The following is a 16281-nucleotide window of genomic DNA, read 5'->3' as shown; positions in this document are numbered from 1 at the left end:
TCGCCTCCAGGACGCCTCGGATGAAGAAGATGCTGCGATCCGCATTGTCACTAGGCGCTCCCTCAGAGGGCGGGCCGAAGAGGCTCTTGCGTCCGAAGAGATCCGCATTATCAATGAAGTAAACCTGTATGCGTGTAGATGGGATCGAGGCGACCTTGATGACGAGCGGGTGGTCGTAGTCATCGACGATGACGTTGATACCCGACAGACGGATCACCTCGTGAAGTTGGTTGCGCCGCTCATTGACTAGGCCGTAGCGTGGCATGAAGATACGTACGTCATTTCCCGCATTCTGTATATGCTCTGGGAGGTAACGAGCGACATGTGCGAGATCACTCTCTGGGAGGTAGGGATATATCTCCTGAGAGATGTAGAGTACTTTCTTGTCTTTGGCAGCCATAGTGTGATTTACTTTCGTTCCCTACAAAGATAGTGAAAAACAGCGACACCGCCCAGTCTCCTATCGTTTAACTAGCCCTGATCTCAGCTCCTAAACACGAAAAACCTGCCGAATGAGGGACCGAGGCTCCACTCATTCGACAGGTTATTACCAAGCGTACGTCGCAGCCTAGGTGCTAGCGACGGGCGTACTGCGAGCGACCGAGCGAGTAGACGTCTCCTCCGAGACTATCTACGGCAACGATGACGGGGAGCTCCTCGACACGTAGCTTGCGGATCGCTTCGGGGCCTAGGTCGTCGAAGGCAATCACCTCGGCCTCCTTGACACACTTGCCCATCAGAGCGGCTGCCCCACCGATAGCGGCAAAGTAAACGCCCTTGTATTGCTTGATCGCGTCAACGACCTCGGGGCTACGCAAGCCCTTGCCGATCATCACACGCAAGCCGTGCGCTATGAGCGTGGGTGAATAGGCATCCATTCGCCCTCCCGTGGTGGGACCGACGGAGCCGATAGGTTGTCCAGGCTTAGCTGGGCAAGGACCCGCGTAGTAGACAACCTGCCCCTCAAAGTCAAAGGGCATCTCCTCGCCTCGCTTCAGCATCTCGACAAGACGCAGATGCGCTGCGTCACGTGCTGTGTATATAGTCCCCGAGATGTAGCACATATCTCCCGCTCTAAGCGGCGTAATCATCTCTGTCGTAAAGGGGGCTCTGAGTATCTTCTTCTCTTCCATGTCTCTATATATTATAGTGTACCCTCAGCGTGACGCGTGGCGTGGCAACTGATATTGACCGCTACGGGCAAGCCAGCAATGTGTGTCGCACCCGTATTGATGGCGACGGCTAGGGCTGTGGTGTCTCCACCGAAGCCAGCTGGACCGATGCCCATCTTATTGATCTCTTGGAGTAGCTCCTCCTCGATCTCAGCCACGGCAGGATCGGGATGACGCTCACCGATAGGACGTAGTAGAGCGCGCTTTGCCAGCTCAGCGGAGCGCTCCATCGTACCACCGATGCCGATGCCGACGATGATCGGCGGACAAGGGTTGCCCCCAGCGTGCGAGATGGTGTCGAGGACAAACTGCTTGATGCCTGCTACTCCTTGGCTTGGTGTAAGCATCGAGAGAGCGCTCTTGTTTTCACTGCCGAAGCCCTTGGGAGCGACCGTGATGTGCATTTGATCTCCTGGCACGATGCGGTAATGGATGACGGCGGGCGTGTTGTCGCCTGTGTTGTGTCGATGTATCGGATCGCTCACGACCGACTTACGCAGGTAGCCGTGGGTGTAGCCTCTGCGGACGCCCTCGTTGATAGCGTCTTCGATCAGATCACCCTCGACGTGCAGATCCTGTCCCATGTCAACGAAGATGACGGTCATGCCCGTATCTTGGCACATGGGAGCACGCTCACTGCGCGCTATGTGAACGTTTTCGATGATCGTGTTCAGTACGTTTCGTGCTAGAGGCGAGCGATCCTGCTTGGCACCTTGCTGCATAGCAGCCTCGATGTCGGGCGAAAGGTTGACACAAGCCTCTATGCAAAGCTTCTCCACCAAGTCTGTGATGGCTGTAGAGGATATTGTACGCATATCTGTTAAGTGTGTAAGTAAACTGTCTAGTTAAGTAGTTATGGGCAAATGAGCTTACAGCTGTACTGCTCGCATTCGCCTCCCGCAAGATGTAGGATGTAGACCCCGCTCTCTAAGGCATAGTCACTCAGCTGTAGATATGAGGAGCTATAGGTCAAAGGCGCTGTCAGCACCCGTTGCCCCGAGCTACTGTACAGACTTAGCTCTATAGGGGTACGACCTTCCAGCCAAGAGGTGGGCAGTATGATCTGTAGACGCTCGCCCTCCAGTATGATACGAGGTTCGTCAGTCATAAGGACCGAGTTAGTCCCATTTGCCTTGAGCTGACCGAGGACGATTGGATCAACCCAGTAGTGTCCCAAGTAAGGCGCTCCGCCTAGCTGTGCGGGCTGCCAGCTAGAGCCGACGAGATGCCACGCATAGGGAATGTCGTGTGACTGTGCTTTGCTCAGGAGTAAAGGCAGCGATAGGGGCTCTCCAGCGCTACCCTCGAGGGCTACGTAGTACGTTCCCGCAGAGAGCTGCAGAGTCTCGCCCTCCTGCACGGGGAAGAAGGCTTGGAAAGCATCTCTTAAGACTCTAGCTTTCGGAGCTTTTTCACTGCCACGCACCAACATATAGGAGGGATTGGTCAGAGATTGCTGGTAAAGTCTCTTGCCAGGCTTGCCACCTTCATCAGCATAGATGGAGAGCGTCACTGGCATCCACCTCTGCATAGCGCCTAGGACGAGTACAGAGCCGAGGTACTGCACCGACGTGTCTATATCGTAGCGCACGGCAACCCCTTGTATAGCGTCATCGGCACTGCGTATAGCGACGTCGTCACGCATCGGGCTGTAGAGCTGATGCGAGAGACGCATCGGAGGATTGTCAGCAAAGGGATCTAGCCCCTCCATTATCTTCTGCTCTCTCCCTGGAGCTAGGTGAGGCTCTAGGCACTTGTCGTCCGAGTAGCCCGTGAAGACTTCGCTCAGAGCGTAGTAATAGTCCTGATAGGGAGCATGGCAGTAAGAGTTTCCCCCAGAGAGAGCCCCGATGAGGTGATGATTCTTGTCAAAGAGTCCTGAGCCCGAAGAGCCAGGTGCCGTCGTCCCTGCATTCCACTTCTTGATATACAGATGAGAGTCAATCCATCGTATCGGCAGGGAAGATATCTCGTAGCTCTCCAGCGTGGGCTTCTCATCCGCTCTGTTGTAGCGACGTACAGAGGCTTGTGGGTGATGGATGCCAATGACAGGCGCAGGGAAGTTGCGATTAGCATTCCACCCAGCGAAGTAAGGACGATAGCTGGGCGGTATAGCGCATTTGCCTTGAGGCACATCAGGACGAACGCCCGTGATGCGGAGCAGACACATGTCGTGCTCCTCATTGTAAGCCAGTAGCTCAGCACCCGCTAGCGTCTGCTCCTCGATACCATTGATAAGTGGATCGCCCGTAGGGCTAAAGTAGTTGAAGTAAAAGAGCGTCTGCTCTGCACTCTGACGCACATACTTGAGGTCACGACAAGAATAGTTGGCATTGAGACAGTGGGCAGCGGTCAGGACGAGCGCATCCCCATCTTGGCGGCTGTTGTTGAGTAGGGTGCCTGAGCAAAAAGCTTTGCCACGCACCACCAGCATCAGTTCACTGCGAGCGATGCGCTCCACCTCAGGGTGCAAGACCGTGGACTCGGCGCACTCCAGCCCCTTAACTATAAACCATGGCGAACCACCAGACCCGCTATGATTACCGTTTGGGAGCGGTAGCTCCTCACCGATGGCAGAGAGCAGAGCCGTCGTAATCCCCTCTAGTCGCCACGGGAGCGACTCCTCCTGACTAGAAGCAGGATAGTAATATATGGTCAAACGCTCGCCATAGAGTGGCGCAGTCGTGAGGCTATGGGAGGCGACATTGTTTGCCTCGGTAAAAGCACCTCGCACCTCGCCTGCTTCATTTGCAATGATCAGCATATCGCCACGGCTCAGCTGGTAGTTGCCAAAGTAAAGCGTATTCCAGCCAGCCTCTTCAAGCTGCAAGGCACCTCGCCAAGCTCGCTCGCCCGAAGCGGTCGTGATCCACTCACCCCACAGCTGGCTCTCGGGTAGCTGACGATACTCCACAGCGGGTAGCTCTAGGAGTCGTAGCCCCGACGAAGCCGTCTCCTCTTGCTGTCGTAGTGTGCTCACCGGTTCCGTGCGAGAGACCGCATGTAGCGAGTAAGCCTCCTGGGCATTACGTAGCGTAGCGTGACGCTCGCTCAGATCCGTCGCTATAGTTGCGGGGATCGGCGTCGCAAGCTGAGCCACAGCAGGCAGAGCCAGCAGGAGCGTAGCGAGAGAGAGGCACACACACCTGCCATAGGATAGGAAACCCACACAGGAGCGCTGTGCGAAGCGACGCCAAGCCGTCGTCGCCAGAGCCATATCAAGTCTATTCATAGGGATATTCCGAGAGATATTCTCTCAAAGGTACAAATAAACTCGCACAAGCAGAGCTTTACATGTGATTAGAGGTTAGAATATAGAAGCTAGAGATCTAATCATTCAGATGGCTCCAATTTCTAATCTCTAACCTCTATCTTCTAACCTCTCGACTCTCTTCTCCCGAGGAAATCGGAAATCTCCAGTGAGGAAACGAAATTTCCCCACGGAGCCGGGAAATAAAAGTTCGGAAGAATGAAATGAAACTTCGGAAGAAGCAAATCAAAGTTCGGAAGATTTTTTTTATTCCTCCGTGGAGGATTTCCGTTTTCTACCGAGGCATTTTCGATTTCCTCGGGGGTGTGGGCTGAGTGGCGGTGATCGGCTGTCAGCTGCTGGCTAGAACTGGAAGTAGATGAAGGGCTGCACGCCGCTACTTTGGAACTGGACGACGAGCAACACGACGAGGGCGAAGAGAAGCGCCTGACCGATGAGTGGCATACGACTGATGCTACGCTCGAGAGGTCGGAAGGTGCGCTGCGGGATGAAGTGCGCTACGAAGCCTAACACGATGAGCGTCACGACGAGCCAGTAGCCCTCGATGAATTGCGGGATGATCTCAGGGTGAAACTCATACCGTATCATCTCAAACATTTGCCCGATGCCCTCCATCGTCGGCATGCGGAAGAAGATCCAGGCGAAGCAGACGAAGTGGAAGGTGAGGATCATCCCGAGGTAGCGTCTGAAGCGTCCCATGGAGGCTCCGTCAAGGCGTGCCCATGGGCAGATCTGCATATAGAGCTTGTGCAGGGCGAGCGCGACACCGTGCATACCGCCCCAGAGGATGAAGCGCAGGCTAGCTCCGTGCCACAGCCCACCCAGGAGCATCGTGACGAGGAGGTTGAGATAGGTGCGCAGACGACCACGACGACTGCCCCCGAGCGGTATGTAGAGGTAGTCCCGCAGCCAGGAGGAGAGGGAGATGTGCCAGCGTCGCCAGAACTCGGTGATGGTGGCGGAGCGATAGGGCGAGTCAAAGTTGATATTGAAGCGAAATCCGAGCCAGAGGGCTATGCCGATAGCCATATCGGAGTAGCCGGAGAAGTCGCAGTAGATCTGCAGGGCGTAGCCGTAGATGGCCATGAGGTTTTCGAAGCCACTGTAGAGGGTGGGGGCGTCGAAGACACGGTCCACGAAGTTGAGAGAGATATAGTCGGAGATGATAGCCTTCTTGATGAGCCCCGAGAGGATCAGGAAGAGCCCCTCGCCAAACTCTTGCTGGGTGACTCGTATCGGTCTATAGATCTGCGGGATAAAGTCTTTGGCACGTACAATAGGTCCCGCCACGAGTTGGGGAAAGAAGGAGACGTAAAAGAGGTAATCCACCCAGCGTCTCAGCGGGCGTATCTCGCCGCGGTAGATGTCGATGACGTAGCTGAGCGACTGGAAGGTGAAGAAGGAGATGCCGACGGGGAGGAAGATGTCTAGCGGACCTAGCTGTGTGGCGGTCATTTCGCTGACTCCTACCAATCCTCCGATCCACTGTACGAGCGGAGTGAAGAGCTCCAGGAGGAAGTTGGTATACTTAAAGTATCCAAGCATTCCGAGGTTGAAGCAGAGGGAGAGGATGAGCCAGCGTCGCTTGACTTTGCGCTCAGGAGTGCCCGCTATGAGGTGGCCGATGATGAAGTCGACCGTGGCGGTCATGATGAGGATGAGCGCGTAGTAGCCACTGCTCTTGTAGTAGAAGAAGAGCGAGAAGCAGACCACATAGATGATCCGCGCCAAGGTAAGCCTACGCAGTAGGTAGTAGAGTGGTAGGAAGAGCAGGAAGAGGACTAGAAAGAGTCCACTATTGAAGAGCATCGGAGCTGCGCTATCGTAGGTGAGTAGCTCGGCAGCTCGTGAGAGATAGGGGGTGAGCATACGATTAGTCTTCGGAGGCTTGAGGGGTAACGTGTGTGTCGCGCTGGCACCACTGCTCATAGTTGGCTTGGAGGGCAGTTGCTATGGCCTCTCCTACCTTATTATAGCCAGCAGCGGTCAGGTGGACGCGGTCTCCTGAGAGGATGCCATCGGAGAGCAACTGTCCGGCTCCCGCAGCTCCGCCGAAGTGGGCGAAGAGATCGATATAGCCACAACCGAGCTCGCGAGCTTGCTGCTGCAACTCGTCAGCAACAAGCTGACAATTGGTATTAGCACGGTAAGTAGTGCGGTAGACGGTGCGACGACGTCTACGCTTGCCACGACGCCTCTTGTGGGCTGTGCGGATCCTCTGATAGTTGGCCAGAGGCGAGGTGAGGACGATGGCGCAGTCGGGATTGCTCGCTCGGAGGCTTTGAACCATTCGTGCGACCTCTGCACCAAAGCCGTTACGACTGAAGCTTCTTGAGACCGATTCATTGGTTCCCAGCGAGAGGATGATCAGCCGAGGGCGCAGGATGGCGACGGAACTGGCGAAGGAGCCCTTGCCATAAGTGTAGTAGGTGGCACCATTGTAGCCGATAGTATGGACGAGCACGCCACCACTACTGCGCTCTAGGCTGGCGCCATACCAGACTGCCGAGGCGGGCGCAGTCACCTCTGCCGAGCTAACGTAGCGACCCACGAGGAGCGTGTCGGTGACGATAGGCTCTCTAGTCAAGGTGTCCTGAGCAAGCGTGCGGAGGCTATCGCCAGACAAGGTGAAGGGTCCCGTCTCCCGCTGGCGATAGATGACGATGCGGTCGAAGGTTTGACCGCCACCACACTGGAAGGTGTAGGTGATGTCACCGCTTTCCTTAGTTTGCAGTACCATCCCCGTGGGGCTCTCACGATCGTAGTCTCTTTCTGTGATCTTAATGCCCGAGGTACCAGCAGAGGAGGCGCGTACATTGGTATGGATAGGCGGATTGGTACCCAGCAGACGAAAGGGTGCGACCCAGCCGATCCCGCCATCGCCCCAGCGCTGCGCAAAGCTCTTGCGAATCGGTTTTGTGAAGTGTCCCGCCTGTACGTGCGAATCGCCAAGGTGGATGACTGAGACGGTCTGTGCGGTAGCCTTCGCCTGGTCACAAGCGGACCAAAGCTGATCGAGGTACCCATCGGGGGCTACGAGTTGTGGCGCCCTTTGTGCCAAGAGCGTCTGCGCCAAGAGGAGCAGGCTCCCGACGAGGGTACAGATGATACGTATCACTCTATTTGCTCTCATCGCCTATCAAGTCTGCAGTGAGTAGCTTGGCGAGCTGCGTACCGCCCGCCATGGAGATGTGCGTGTAGTCTTTTGCGGCCCAGCCTTTATCCACAAAGCCTTTGATGCCACCGAGCGAAGCCATCGCCTCATGCGTATTCCAAAAGAGGAGACCGTAGCGCTGCGCTAGACGGTGCTGTATGCGGAGCACCCGAGCCACCCCATTGAGCGGATGGATCTCGCCCTCGTGGAGCGTGGCGCGGTCGGAGAGGGACATGAGGAGGATGGTGGCGTGTGGGTAGAGCTGCTGGATATGCTCGATGCTCTTAGCCATGGCATCGTAGTACCACTCGTAGCTGTCGTTATTGTCCTTAGGGCTTAGCACGTTGAGCCCATAGGAGAGGATGATCAGGTCGTAGGGTCGGAAGCGTGAGAGCTGTGACGTCAGGGCTGAGGAGACAGCTGTGAGCTTAGTACCTGAGGAGCCACGGAGGCTGTAGTTGTCCACAGAGATACCTGTCATACCGTCGAAGCAGACGCCATAGAAGCGTGTGCCATCGCCACCACCAGTAGCTAGCTCAAACTGCTTGACCGCACCGTGCGGGAAGGTGTACTCGGCCAGGGCTCCGTGACTGGCGGGCAACTCAACGTGCTGACGCTCGCCTCCGTTGATGCCGTAGGTGATGGCGACGGGGATCGTGTCGCTGACGTAGTGGAGCGTGACACGATCGGCATTGGTTAGCTTGTAGCTTGTGGAGGCGCTGGCGGTAGCTGTGGCAAAGGTTTCGGAGAGTGTGAAGAGCGTTCGGGAGTTGCTTTTACTAGCCAATGTTTGTCGCCAAGCTCCCTCGAAGCGTTGCTGGATGCTTTGCCTAAAGCGCGCCACGGTCGAGGTGAGCGGGACGTAGCCGACGCCTTTGCCACCATACCTCTGCTGGAGTGCCTGACGAAAGGGCGCCACCAAGATGTCTCCCTCGATAAAGGAGTCACCGACGAAAGCGATCCGTACGCTCCTAGATCGTCCCTCCCGCAGGGCCGCACGGAGACGACGCAACGCACTCTGCCCCTCGGAGTAATCCATCAGACGACTGGAGAGCTCTAGCGGTGTAAGGGTGTCTGTCGTCACGCCTTTGCTATTCGTAGAGTCGGCGGAGTGGAGCTCCGTAGCGGTCGTATCGTTTGCCGTCCGCAATGGTATGGAGAGCGTCTCGTACGACTGGTTTGCCGTCGTGTCGAGGAGGTCGCTCAGCGGGTTGAACTCCTTGAACTGATAGCCAGCGATTGGTCCGAGAGCGACGAGTAGCTCCGATAGTCCGTACGCTAGTAGCCCGCCAATGAGTAGTAGCCCGAAGCTACGATAGAGATGATTCCTTCTTTTCATGAGCTATAGAAAGCCTATCAACGCTTGGCTTGGCTCTCAGCCTCTTTGCGTCGTGCCTCTTGGAGCAACTTGTCCGCCTCAACGAGCTGATCGTAAAAGGGTGCCCCAAAGGCTGCGATCAGAGGCTCACGAACGAACTGGTAGACCTTGATGCCGAGCTTGCGCCCTCGCTCTACGGCAGCCTGACAGATGTTCCAGCGGTCGTAATGGAGGGAGGAGAAGTACTTGAACTGACGCACACGGATTGGGTAAAGGCGACAACTGATCGGCTTCTCTAGATGAATCTCGGGATGGGTCGAGGTGTACCACTCGATGGCACAGCGCACCCCTTCGGAAGGCGTGGGGTGGAGCGTGAAGGCGCAGTTCTCATCGTTGACTATAGAGAGAACCTGTTCACCAGTAATATCAATGTAGCTGACCCCTTGATGATGAAGTACCTCACGCGCTTCGGGGGCTAGGTGTGGCTCAAGGAGCGAGAGGTGGCGTCGGTAGCTTTGGCACTCTCGCGCTGTGGCTGGAGGACCCGCATCGCCATGCACACAACAAGCGCCACGGCATACAGCGTAGTCGCAGGCAAAGTACTCCTCGAGGATCTCGAAGCTCACCACCTTGTCGTCAATCTGTATCACAGCTCTGCTGGCGTTAAGGTTATCATCAGTGCTTTGCCATCGCCTGGAGCCACGCTCAGCGGGAGCGTCTCGGCGGGGATTAGTAAAGCTTCGTGGGGAGCGAGTTGCCACGCTTCACTTTCGCCATCGCATAGCGCAAGAGTTCCTGAGATGCCCACGAGGATTGCACAGCTCGCCCCGTCTGTCGTGATGGTTTGAGAGAGTTCTGGCTTAGCCGTCACCTCGCGACAGACGAAGTGTGGCGTGCCGAGAGGCAAGTGGCGAGCGTCCAGCCGATGTGGCTCTAGCGTGGCACTGCGCAGCGCCTCGTCAATGTGTAGCGTCCTCTTGGAGCCCTCGTCGTCTACTCGGTCGTAGTCGTAGAGGCGGTAGGTAATGTCGCTCGTGTCCTGCACCTCGATGAGCATCGTCCCCGCACCGAGTGCGTGGATCGTGCCAGCTGGTAGAGCGATCGCTTCGCCAGTCCTCACTGGCTCCCAGTGAAGGTAGTCCATCAGCGTAGCGCGCTTGGTGATGTCTCGCAGGGCGTCGGCGCTCATCGGTTCGGTCAGTCCGAGGCATATACGGCTCGTCGGCTCCGTCTCTAGGAAGTACCAGATCTCATCTTTGCCACCCTCCTGTGGTGATGGGTGCACCTGCACCGAGAGGTCGGTCGCAGCGTCCAGTAGTTTGATCAATAAGGGGAAAGCGCCTCCGCAACGTGCCGTCTGTCCTTGTCCTAGTAAGCGATCGCCATAGCGCGCGACCAAAGCATCTAGCGAAGCTTCCTCGTAGTCGTCCCCCTCAGTAGGTGTCTCCTGTCCTGCGAGCGCCGAGAGTAGCCACACCTCACCGACCTGCTGGTCCCCTCCTGTAGGGGCCAGGCGACCGCCACCCCATATCTTGTGATAGTATTGGGGTGTACAGCGAATGGGTGTGAGCTTACGAGACATATTATAAATAAGCCGACGGCACTACTCCACTTCGTCCTCTGGTTGCTCCTCCGCACGGCGCTTCTGCTCGGTGCGGTAGCGCTGATGCCATATCCAGGCGAGGAGAGCGATCACCACGAGCGTGCCTATACTGGAGCCGACACGAATCCAGTCAAAGGGGGTGCGCTGTAGGATCCATACCCACACGTTGAGGGCGATCCACCAGATGAGGAGGAAGTAAAGCTTGATGCGGTCTCTGCGAAACATAGCTAAGCTTTCTTCTCGGGAGGCACCTGACGTACGTAGTGCGCCATCTCGTGGGGGATGATCATCGAGAGCTCCATAAAGCCAGCGTACTCTCCATTTTCGTACCAGGGGATCTGGTAGATGAGCTTCTTCTTGTCTCCCTTTGTGATGGTGTAGACATGCTTCGTCTGGTGCTCCATCATGTTGGCCAGCATCGAGCGTGCAGGCTCGGGGTGGCAGTCGAGGACATTCTTGCCGATCAAGCTTTGACCAGGTTTGAGATTGACCTGACGAGACTGCTCGTTCATCTCTATAATGCGTCCCTCACGGTCACAGATCGTGACCGCTACGTCTGCCTCTTCAAAGAATGGTATCATGCGATTGTATCAATTAGTCGTGATGGTAAGGCTCTCCCCGTAGTATCGTGCAGGCTCGGTAGATCTGCTCGACAGCAAAGAGACGCACCATCTCATGCGTCAGCGTCAAGCGACTGAGCGACCAAGCTTGCTGTCCGTAGCGCTGCTTGAACTCAGGCGTGAAGCCATAAGGTCCGCCCACCACTAGGAGGAGTCGCTTGGCACCGCTATTCATATAGCGCTGTAGCTGCTCCGCCCACTGACGGCTCGTGTACTCCTTGCCACGCTCATCCAGCAGGACCACCAGATCACTCGGTGCGATCACGGATGCGATCGCCTCGCAGGTCGCCTGTTGCTGATTAGCTATGGAGGCTTGCTGCTTACGCCGCTTAGGGTCGGGTAGCACCTCTAGATCAAAGGGTATATACCCCCCGATGCGCTGCCGATACTCCTCGATAAGGCGGTGTAGCTCTGGCGAAGAGGTCTCACCCACTACGAGGAGTGTCGTACGCATAAATATGTAAGGCTAACTCTTAGAAAGGTAGGTCGTCAGCGTTGTCTCCAGCGGCTGGGTCAAAGGATCCGCCAAACTGATTCTGCGCGCCAGCCTCAGGAGCTTGCGAAGCGAAGCCCGTGCTAGGAGCGGCACTCTCTACGTAAGGAGCTTTGCCCGCAAAGGGATCAGCCTCTGGAGCAGCGGCTGCTGTCTGGTCTACCTTAGAGACACTGTAAGCGGTCACGTCTGTGTACCAGCGCTCCATATACTCACGGCTCTCTACGTCAAAGCGAACCTCAACCAGGTCACCCTCCGTCAGCGGAAACTCGTCAATACGATTATTCCAAATGTTGAAGCAGATGGTACGTGGATACTGAGCTTCAGTCTCAATGACAAAAGCGCCCTTGCGCCAAGCGTTGCCCGACTTACTGACCCCCTCCTGTACGGGGAGGATGCGTATCACGGTGCCTCTTGCGATGAGTGGGTTGGGGCGATTATTATTGCTGTCCATATCTAGTCTATAAGTTATTTAGTTATTAGTCGGTAGTGGATAGTACTATCGGAGTGTCGGGGCAAAGCCTATGATCTCTCTGACCTCTTCGATCGTCTTGCGAGCACTCTCACGTGCCTTCATAGCGCCCTCGGTAGCCACCTTGTGTAGCTGATCCTTGTCGCTAGAGAGCTCTAGGATCCGCTCACGGATTGGGGCTATCGCTGCGATCAGGTCGGAGGCCAGCTGCTTCTTCAGATCCCCGTAGCGTATCGAGCAGTCCGCATAGCATTGGCGAAAGTGTGCCACCGTCTCAGGCGTAGAGACCAAATCCATAATGGTAAAAAGATTCTCCACAGGCTCCGAAGGCTTGCTGTTTGGCTCCGTAGGACCAGCGTCCGTCACAGCACGCATCACCTTCTTAGAGATAGACTTGTCATCCTCGTAGAGGTAGATCGCATTGCCCTCGCTCTTGCCCATCTTGCCCGAGCCATCGAGCCCAGGCACCTTGATCGGCTTAGACATAGCGGTCCACGAGGCAGGCTCCGTAAAGTACTCCACCCCGTAGATCGTGTTAAAGCGACGGGCGAAGCGACGCGCCATCTCCATGTTTTGCTCCTGATCCTTGCCCACAGGCACCTTGACAGCACGCTGCAGTAGGATGTCCGCCGCCATCAGCGTTGGGTAGGTCAGCAGACCCGCATTGACATTGTCTGGTTGCTTGCGCGCCTTCTCCTTAAAGGTCGTCGTGCGCTGTAGCTCCCCCAGATAAGCATTCATATTTAGATATAGGTAAAGCTCCAGCACCTCTGGCACATCGCTCTGGCGGTAGAGGACCACCTTGCTCGGGTCCAGACCACAAGCGAGGTACTCAGCAAGGATCGTATCCGTATCCTGCACGATGTCCCCTGGGTGGGGGTGCGTCGTCAGCGAGTGCCAGTCAGCGATGAAAAAGTAGCAATCGTACTGCTCCTGCATCTCTAGGAAGCTACGCATAGCTCCGTAGTAGTTGCCTATATGTAGATGACCAGTGGGGCGGATACCGCTGACGACTCGTTCCATACTATCTCGTTCTCGTTAGTTATATAAAGCTATAGCGCAAAGGTAGTACTTTTTACGCTCTTGGAGCAACTGTGCTCAAGGATCACTGATGCTAACGCAAGATAATCCCCTCTCCCAGGTATATATGGCTAGAGTCTAGCTAGGGAGCGCTATAGACTCACCTTATAGCCACTTCTAGATCCCCGCTGATGGCAATTCCTCCTGAGGAAATCGGAGATCTCCAGTGAGGAAACGAAATTTCTCCACGGAGCCGGGAAATAAAAGTTCGGAAGAATGAAATGAAACTTCGGAAGAAGCAAATCAAAGTTCCGATAAATTTTTTTATCCCTCCGTGGAGATTCTGCGATTTCCACCGAGGCATTGCTCGATTTCCTTGATAGTGCCATAGACGAAGTCATCCTATGTCATAAGACAGATCAGGTGACACTCCAAGAGGCTACGCGACCTCATACCTACTATCAGACCTAAAAAAAGAAGGGAGACACTCGGCCTCCCTTTTCGCTTGTGTAGCAATCGTATTAAGTGACTCGGGTGGGATTCAAACCCACGACCTTCAGAACCGGAATCTGACGCTCTATTCAGCTAAGCTACCGAGCCCTCTATTATCGCCACAAAGGTACAAAATATTGCAATGCGCAGAATCCATCGCCTAGAGCCCGTAGAGGCCTGCCGATCGGATAGCCCGATGAGATGAATAACCCGCGACAGGGACACACAGGCAGTAAGACTTGGGGAGTCTAGATATCTCTCTCCACACTTATGAGTTGGAATTAGAATATATTATGTACCTTTGCGGTGCATAGGTGCACGAGGGAACAACCAATCTTGTAACCCCGTCTGAATAGGGAACTTGGTGCGAAGCCAAGACTGTACTCTCAGCTGTAACTCCTGAAGTGCGACCCTGCTTGATAATGTCACTGTAGCGCCCGCCTACCAGCCTTCGAGCGAAGGTCTCGTAGGTAGCTATGGGAAGACCCAGGGTATCGTCCGTTTTGTACTACTCAATGTGAGCTATACGAACTAGGGAGAAGTCAGAAGACCTGCCTGTGCCATAGGACTTTTGTTTTCAGAGCTAGAAAATGAAAAGATTGACAGCGGGACAGATACGACTTCACATAGTACGTGTGATAGAGTCCATAGTAGCAAGACTGACTATGAGGCTCCCTCTCGTTGTATCTACCGTCATCAGCCACACCCTACTGCCTGCTTTAAGCTGTAGGCGCGTGATCTCGCCCGTGACTTCTGCTCTGTATCTCGAGGGTCCTACTCAGACACACGACGATTCTATTCACTTTATACAGAAAAGAAGTTATGAAAACACGCGAAGAGTACATCGAGAGCCTTAGAGCCCTCCATCTCAACGTCTACTTCATGGGCAAGAAGATCGACAACCCTGTTGATCATCCCATGATCCGCCCCTCTCTCAATTCGCTAGCGATGACCTATGAGCTGGCTCAGCAGGAGGAGTACAAAGACCTGATGACCGCTACCTCCAACATCACGGGCAAGACGGTCAATCGCTTCTGCCACATTCACCAGAGCGCTGAGGACCTGGTCAAGAAGGTCAAGATGCAGCGTCTCCTCGGACAGAAGACCGCTAGCTGCTTCCAGCGCTGTGTAGGTATGGATGCCTTCAACGCTATCTGGTCTACCACCTACGAGATGGATGAGGCGTGCGGTACCAACTACCACCAGCGCTTCAGAAACTATGTCCAGTACTGCCAGGACAATGACCTCGTCGTGGACGGTGCTATGACCGATCCTAAGGGTGACCGCAGTCTCTCTCCCTCACAGCAGGAGGATCCCGATCTCTACGTACACATCAACGAGATACGCCCTGACGGTATCGTCGTCACGGGTGCCAAGGCTCACCAGACCGGTTCGGTCAATTCGCACGAGCACCTGATCATGCCTACCTGCTCGATGCGTGAGGATGATGCAGACTACGCCGTTTCTTTTGCTATCCCTAGTGACGCTGAGGGCGTTACCATCATCTACGGTCGCCAGTCTTGCGATACACGCAAGATGGAGGAGGGCGCCGACATTGACCTCGGTAACTCAACCTTCGGAGGTCATGAGACACTCTTCATCATGGATCACGTCTTCGTACCTATGGAGCGTGTCTTCATGTGCCGTGAGTACCAGTTCTCCAACATGCTCGTCGAGCGCTTCGCTGGCTATCACCGTCAGTCTTATGGTGGCTGTAAGGTAGGTGTGGGCGATGTCCTCATCGGTGCGGCTGCCCTCGCTGCTGACTACAATGGCGTACCTAAGGCTTCGCACATCAAGGACAAGCTGATCGAGATGGTGCACCTCAATGAGACGCTCTACGCTTGTGGTATCGCTTGCTCGGCTGAGGGCAAGAAGACGAAGTCGGGCAACTATCTGATCGATATGCTCCTCGCAAACGTATGTAAGCAGAATGTAACCCGCTATCCCTACGAGATAACTCGTCTCGCTGAGGACATAGCTGGCGGTCTAATGGTTACGATGCCTAGCCAAGCTGATCTGCAGCACGAGGAGGTCGGTCCGCTCGTACGTAAGTACCTCGCTGGCGCTAAGGGCACGGACACGGTGAATCGTATGCGCATCCTACGTCTGATCGAGAACCTCACACTCGGTACTGCTGCCGTAGGCTATCGCACGGAGAGCCTACACGGTGCTGGCTCGCCACAGGCTCAGCGCATCATGATCTCGCGTCAGTGTAATATGGAGGCAAAGAAGGAGCTGGCTCGTCAGATAGCTCATATCGACACCTCTCTGGATAAGAAGTCTCAGGGCAAGTAGTCCTAGCCGATTATGACAGATCTATCCTCTAGGGTAGACGAGATCACTACCATCATCAGTAGCTATGTACGTCCCCAGCTCCTAGCTCACGGGGGCGACATAGCTCTGCTGAGGGTGGCTGGCGAGCAAGTCTTCGTCAAGGTCTCGGGGAGTTGTCAGGCCTGCCCCTCGCTGAGTAGTACGATCCAAGAGGTCGTGCAGGAGACTCTGCGCAGCGAACTCGCTCTCCCCACCCTAACGGTAACTGTAGACGACAGCGTCAGCGACGAGCTCATCGCCGAGGCGCTCCGGATCATACGAAAGTGACTCTTGCTGGCCATTGGCTTTTGGCCGTTGGCTTTTAGCTAGTGTCACCAGAGTCACTAGAA

Annotated in this window: 16 protein-coding genes, 1 tRNA gene and 1 riboswitch; of the genes, 2 read left to right on the top strand and 15 right to left on the bottom strand. The window is 55.4% G+C overall.

Annotated elements, in window-relative coordinates; all coding sequences use genetic code 11:
• The 15 genes from PORUE0001_RS02615 to PORUE0001_RS02545 form a co-directional block, all read right to left on the bottom strand.
• Nucleotides 1–400 (bottom strand): glycogen/starch synthase (locus PORUE0001_RS02615; RefSeq protein ID WP_007364884.1); only part of this gene is annotated, 400 nt, incomplete at its 3' end.
• A gap of 175 nt (nucleotides 401–575) precedes the next feature.
• Nucleotides 576–1133 carry a Fe-S-containing hydro-lyase gene (locus PORUE0001_RS02610; RefSeq protein WP_007364878.1) on the bottom strand — a complete coding sequence of 186 codons (558 nt, stop codon included), beginning with the start codon at nucleotides 1131–1133 and terminating at the stop codon, nucleotides 576–578.
• A gap of 11 nt (nucleotides 1134–1144) precedes the next feature.
• A complete protein-coding gene (locus PORUE0001_RS02605; protein WP_007364869.1) occupies nucleotides 1145–1987 on the bottom strand; it encodes a fumarate hydratase in 843 nt (280 codons plus the stop codon).
• Nucleotides 1988–2025: 38 nt separating this feature from the next.
• Nucleotides 2026–4404 carry a trypsin-like serine peptidase gene (locus PORUE0001_RS02600; protein ID WP_100067364.1) on the bottom strand — a complete coding sequence of 793 codons (2379 nt, stop codon included), beginning with the start codon at nucleotides 4402–4404 and terminating at the stop codon, nucleotides 2026–2028.
• 381 nt (nucleotides 4405–4785) lie between these two features.
• The gene (locus PORUE0001_RS02595; RefSeq protein WP_007364856.1) at nucleotides 4786–6312 is read right to left on the bottom strand and encodes an MBOAT family O-acyltransferase; all 1527 of its coding nucleotides are present in this window, start codon (nucleotides 6310–6312) and stop codon (nucleotides 4786–4788) included.
• Nucleotides 6313–6316: 4 nt separating this feature from the next.
• The gene (locus PORUE0001_RS02590; RefSeq protein WP_007364854.1) at nucleotides 6317–7576 is read right to left on the bottom strand and encodes a GDSL-type esterase/lipase family protein; all 1260 of its coding nucleotides are present in this window, start codon (nucleotides 7574–7576) and stop codon (nucleotides 6317–6319) included.
• Nucleotides 7563–8936, bottom strand: a complete 1374-nt coding sequence (locus tag PORUE0001_RS02585; RefSeq protein WP_007364901.1) for a hypothetical protein — start codon at nucleotides 8934–8936, stop codon at nucleotides 7563–7565. Before PORUE0001_RS02585 ends, PORUE0001_RS02590 begins: the two co-directional genes overlap by 14 nt.
• Nucleotides 8937–8953: 17 nt before the next feature.
• Nucleotides 8954–9565, bottom strand: a complete 612-nt coding sequence (locus tag PORUE0001_RS02580) for a DUF3109 family protein (protein WP_007364877.1) — start codon at nucleotides 9563–9565, stop codon at nucleotides 8954–8956.
• Nucleotides 9562–10497 carry a type I phosphomannose isomerase catalytic subunit gene (locus tag PORUE0001_RS02575; protein ID WP_007364876.1) on the bottom strand — a complete coding sequence of 312 codons (936 nt, stop codon included), beginning with the start codon at nucleotides 10495–10497 and terminating at the stop codon, nucleotides 9562–9564. Before PORUE0001_RS02575 ends, PORUE0001_RS02580 begins: the two co-directional genes overlap by 4 nt.
• 21 nt (nucleotides 10498–10518) lie before the next feature.
• Entirely contained in the window at nucleotides 10519–10743 is a 225-nt protein-coding gene (locus PORUE0001_RS02570; protein WP_007364915.1) for a hypothetical protein, read from the bottom strand.
• A 2-nt stretch (nucleotides 10744–10745) separates the two neighbouring features.
• Nucleotides 10746–11099 (bottom strand): PAS domain-containing protein, encoded by a 354-nt coding sequence (locus tag PORUE0001_RS02565; RefSeq protein WP_007364914.1) that lies wholly within the window; start codon nucleotides 11097–11099, stop codon nucleotides 10746–10748.
• Between the two features lie 13 nt (nucleotides 11100–11112).
• Nucleotides 11113–11592, bottom strand: coding sequence for a 23S rRNA (pseudouridine(1915)-N(3))-methyltransferase RlmH (locus tag PORUE0001_RS02560; protein ID WP_007364912.1), 480 nt, complete (start codon nucleotides 11590–11592; stop codon nucleotides 11113–11115).
• A gap of 19 nt (nucleotides 11593–11611) precedes the next feature.
• A complete protein-coding gene (locus PORUE0001_RS02555) occupies nucleotides 11612–12085 on the bottom strand; it encodes a DUF3127 domain-containing protein (protein ID WP_007364892.1) in 474 nt (157 codons plus the stop codon).
• 45 nt (nucleotides 12086–12130) lie between these two features.
• Nucleotides 12131–13126 (bottom strand): tryptophan--tRNA ligase, encoded by a 996-nt coding sequence (gene trpS, locus PORUE0001_RS02550; RefSeq protein WP_007364861.1) that lies wholly within the window; start codon nucleotides 13124–13126, stop codon nucleotides 12131–12133.
• A gap of 523 nt (nucleotides 13127–13649) precedes the next feature.
• Nucleotides 13650–13723: transfer RNA gene (locus PORUE0001_RS02545), tRNA-Arg, on the bottom strand.
• 187 nt (nucleotides 13724–13910) lie between these two features.
• A riboswitch (cobalamin riboswitch) is annotated at nucleotides 13911–14189 on the top strand.
• A 248-nt stretch (nucleotides 14190–14437) separates the two neighbouring features.
• On the opposite strand from PORUE0001_RS02545, the gene PORUE0001_RS02540 reads away from it, so the two are divergent.
• The gene (locus tag PORUE0001_RS02540; RefSeq protein ID WP_007364852.1) at nucleotides 14438–15913 is read left to right on the top strand and encodes a 4-hydroxyphenylacetate 3-hydroxylase family protein; all 1476 of its coding nucleotides are present in this window, start codon (nucleotides 14438–14440) and stop codon (nucleotides 15911–15913) included.
• Nucleotides 15914–15925: 12 nt separating this feature from the next.
• A complete protein-coding gene (locus PORUE0001_RS02535) occupies nucleotides 15926–16219 on the top strand; it encodes a NifU family protein (RefSeq protein WP_007364890.1) in 294 nt (97 codons plus the stop codon).
• Nucleotides 16220–16281 lie beyond the last annotated feature (62 nt).

Origin of the sequence: Porphyromonas uenonis 60-3, from assembly GCF_000174775.1 — a bacterium.
Classification (GTDB): Bacteria; Bacteroidota; Bacteroidia; order Bacteroidales; family Porphyromonadaceae; genus Porphyromonas; species Porphyromonas uenonis_A.
This window is presented reverse-complemented; position numbering and strand designations above follow the sequence as displayed.

Coding starts and splice junctions, on each gene's coding strand:
- PORUE0001_RS02610 (WP_007364878.1), bottom strand. CDS start 1,133: ATGGAAGAGAAGAAGATACTCAGAGCCCCCTTTACGACAGAGATGATT.
- PORUE0001_RS02605 (WP_007364869.1), bottom strand. CDS start 1,987: ATGCGTACAATATCCTCTACAGCCATCACAGACTTGGTGGAGAAGCTT.
- PORUE0001_RS02600 (WP_100067364.1), bottom strand. CDS start 4,404: ATGAATAGACTTGATATGGCTCTGGCGACGACGGCTTGGCGTCGCTTC.
- PORUE0001_RS02595 (WP_007364856.1), bottom strand. CDS start 6,312: ATGCTCACCCCCTATCTCTCACGAGCTGCCGAGCTACTCACCTACGAT.
- PORUE0001_RS02590 (WP_007364854.1), bottom strand. CDS start 7,576: ATGAGAGCAAATAGAGTGATACGTATCATCTGTACCCTCGTCGGGAGC.
- PORUE0001_RS02585 (WP_007364901.1), bottom strand. CDS start 8,936: ATGAAAAGAAGGAATCATCTCTATCGTAGCTTCGGGCTACTACTCATT.
- PORUE0001_RS02575 (WP_007364876.1), bottom strand. CDS start 10,497: ATGTCTCGTAAGCTCACACCCATTCGCTGTACACCCCAATACTATCAC.
- PORUE0001_RS02570 (WP_007364915.1), bottom strand. CDS start 10,743: ATGTTTCGCAGAGACCGCATCAAGCTTTACTTCCTCCTCATCTGGTGG.
- PORUE0001_RS02565 (WP_007364914.1), bottom strand. CDS start 11,099: ATGATACCATTCTTTGAAGAGGCAGACGTAGCGGTCACGATCTGTGAC.
- PORUE0001_RS02560 (WP_007364912.1), bottom strand. CDS start 11,592: ATGCGTACGACACTCCTCGTAGTGGGTGAGACCTCTTCGCCAGAGCTA.
- PORUE0001_RS02555 (WP_007364892.1), bottom strand. CDS start 12,085: ATGGACAGCAATAATAATCGCCCCAACCCACTCATCGCAAGAGGCACC.
- trpS (WP_007364861.1), bottom strand. CDS start 13,126: ATGGAACGAGTCGTCAGCGGTATCCGCCCCACTGGTCATCTACATATA.
- PORUE0001_RS02540 (WP_007364852.1), top strand. CDS start 14,438: ATGAAAACACGCGAAGAGTACATCGAGAGCCTTAGAGCCCTCCATCTC.
- PORUE0001_RS02535 (WP_007364890.1), top strand. CDS start 15,926: ATGACAGATCTATCCTCTAGGGTAGACGAGATCACTACCATCATCAGT.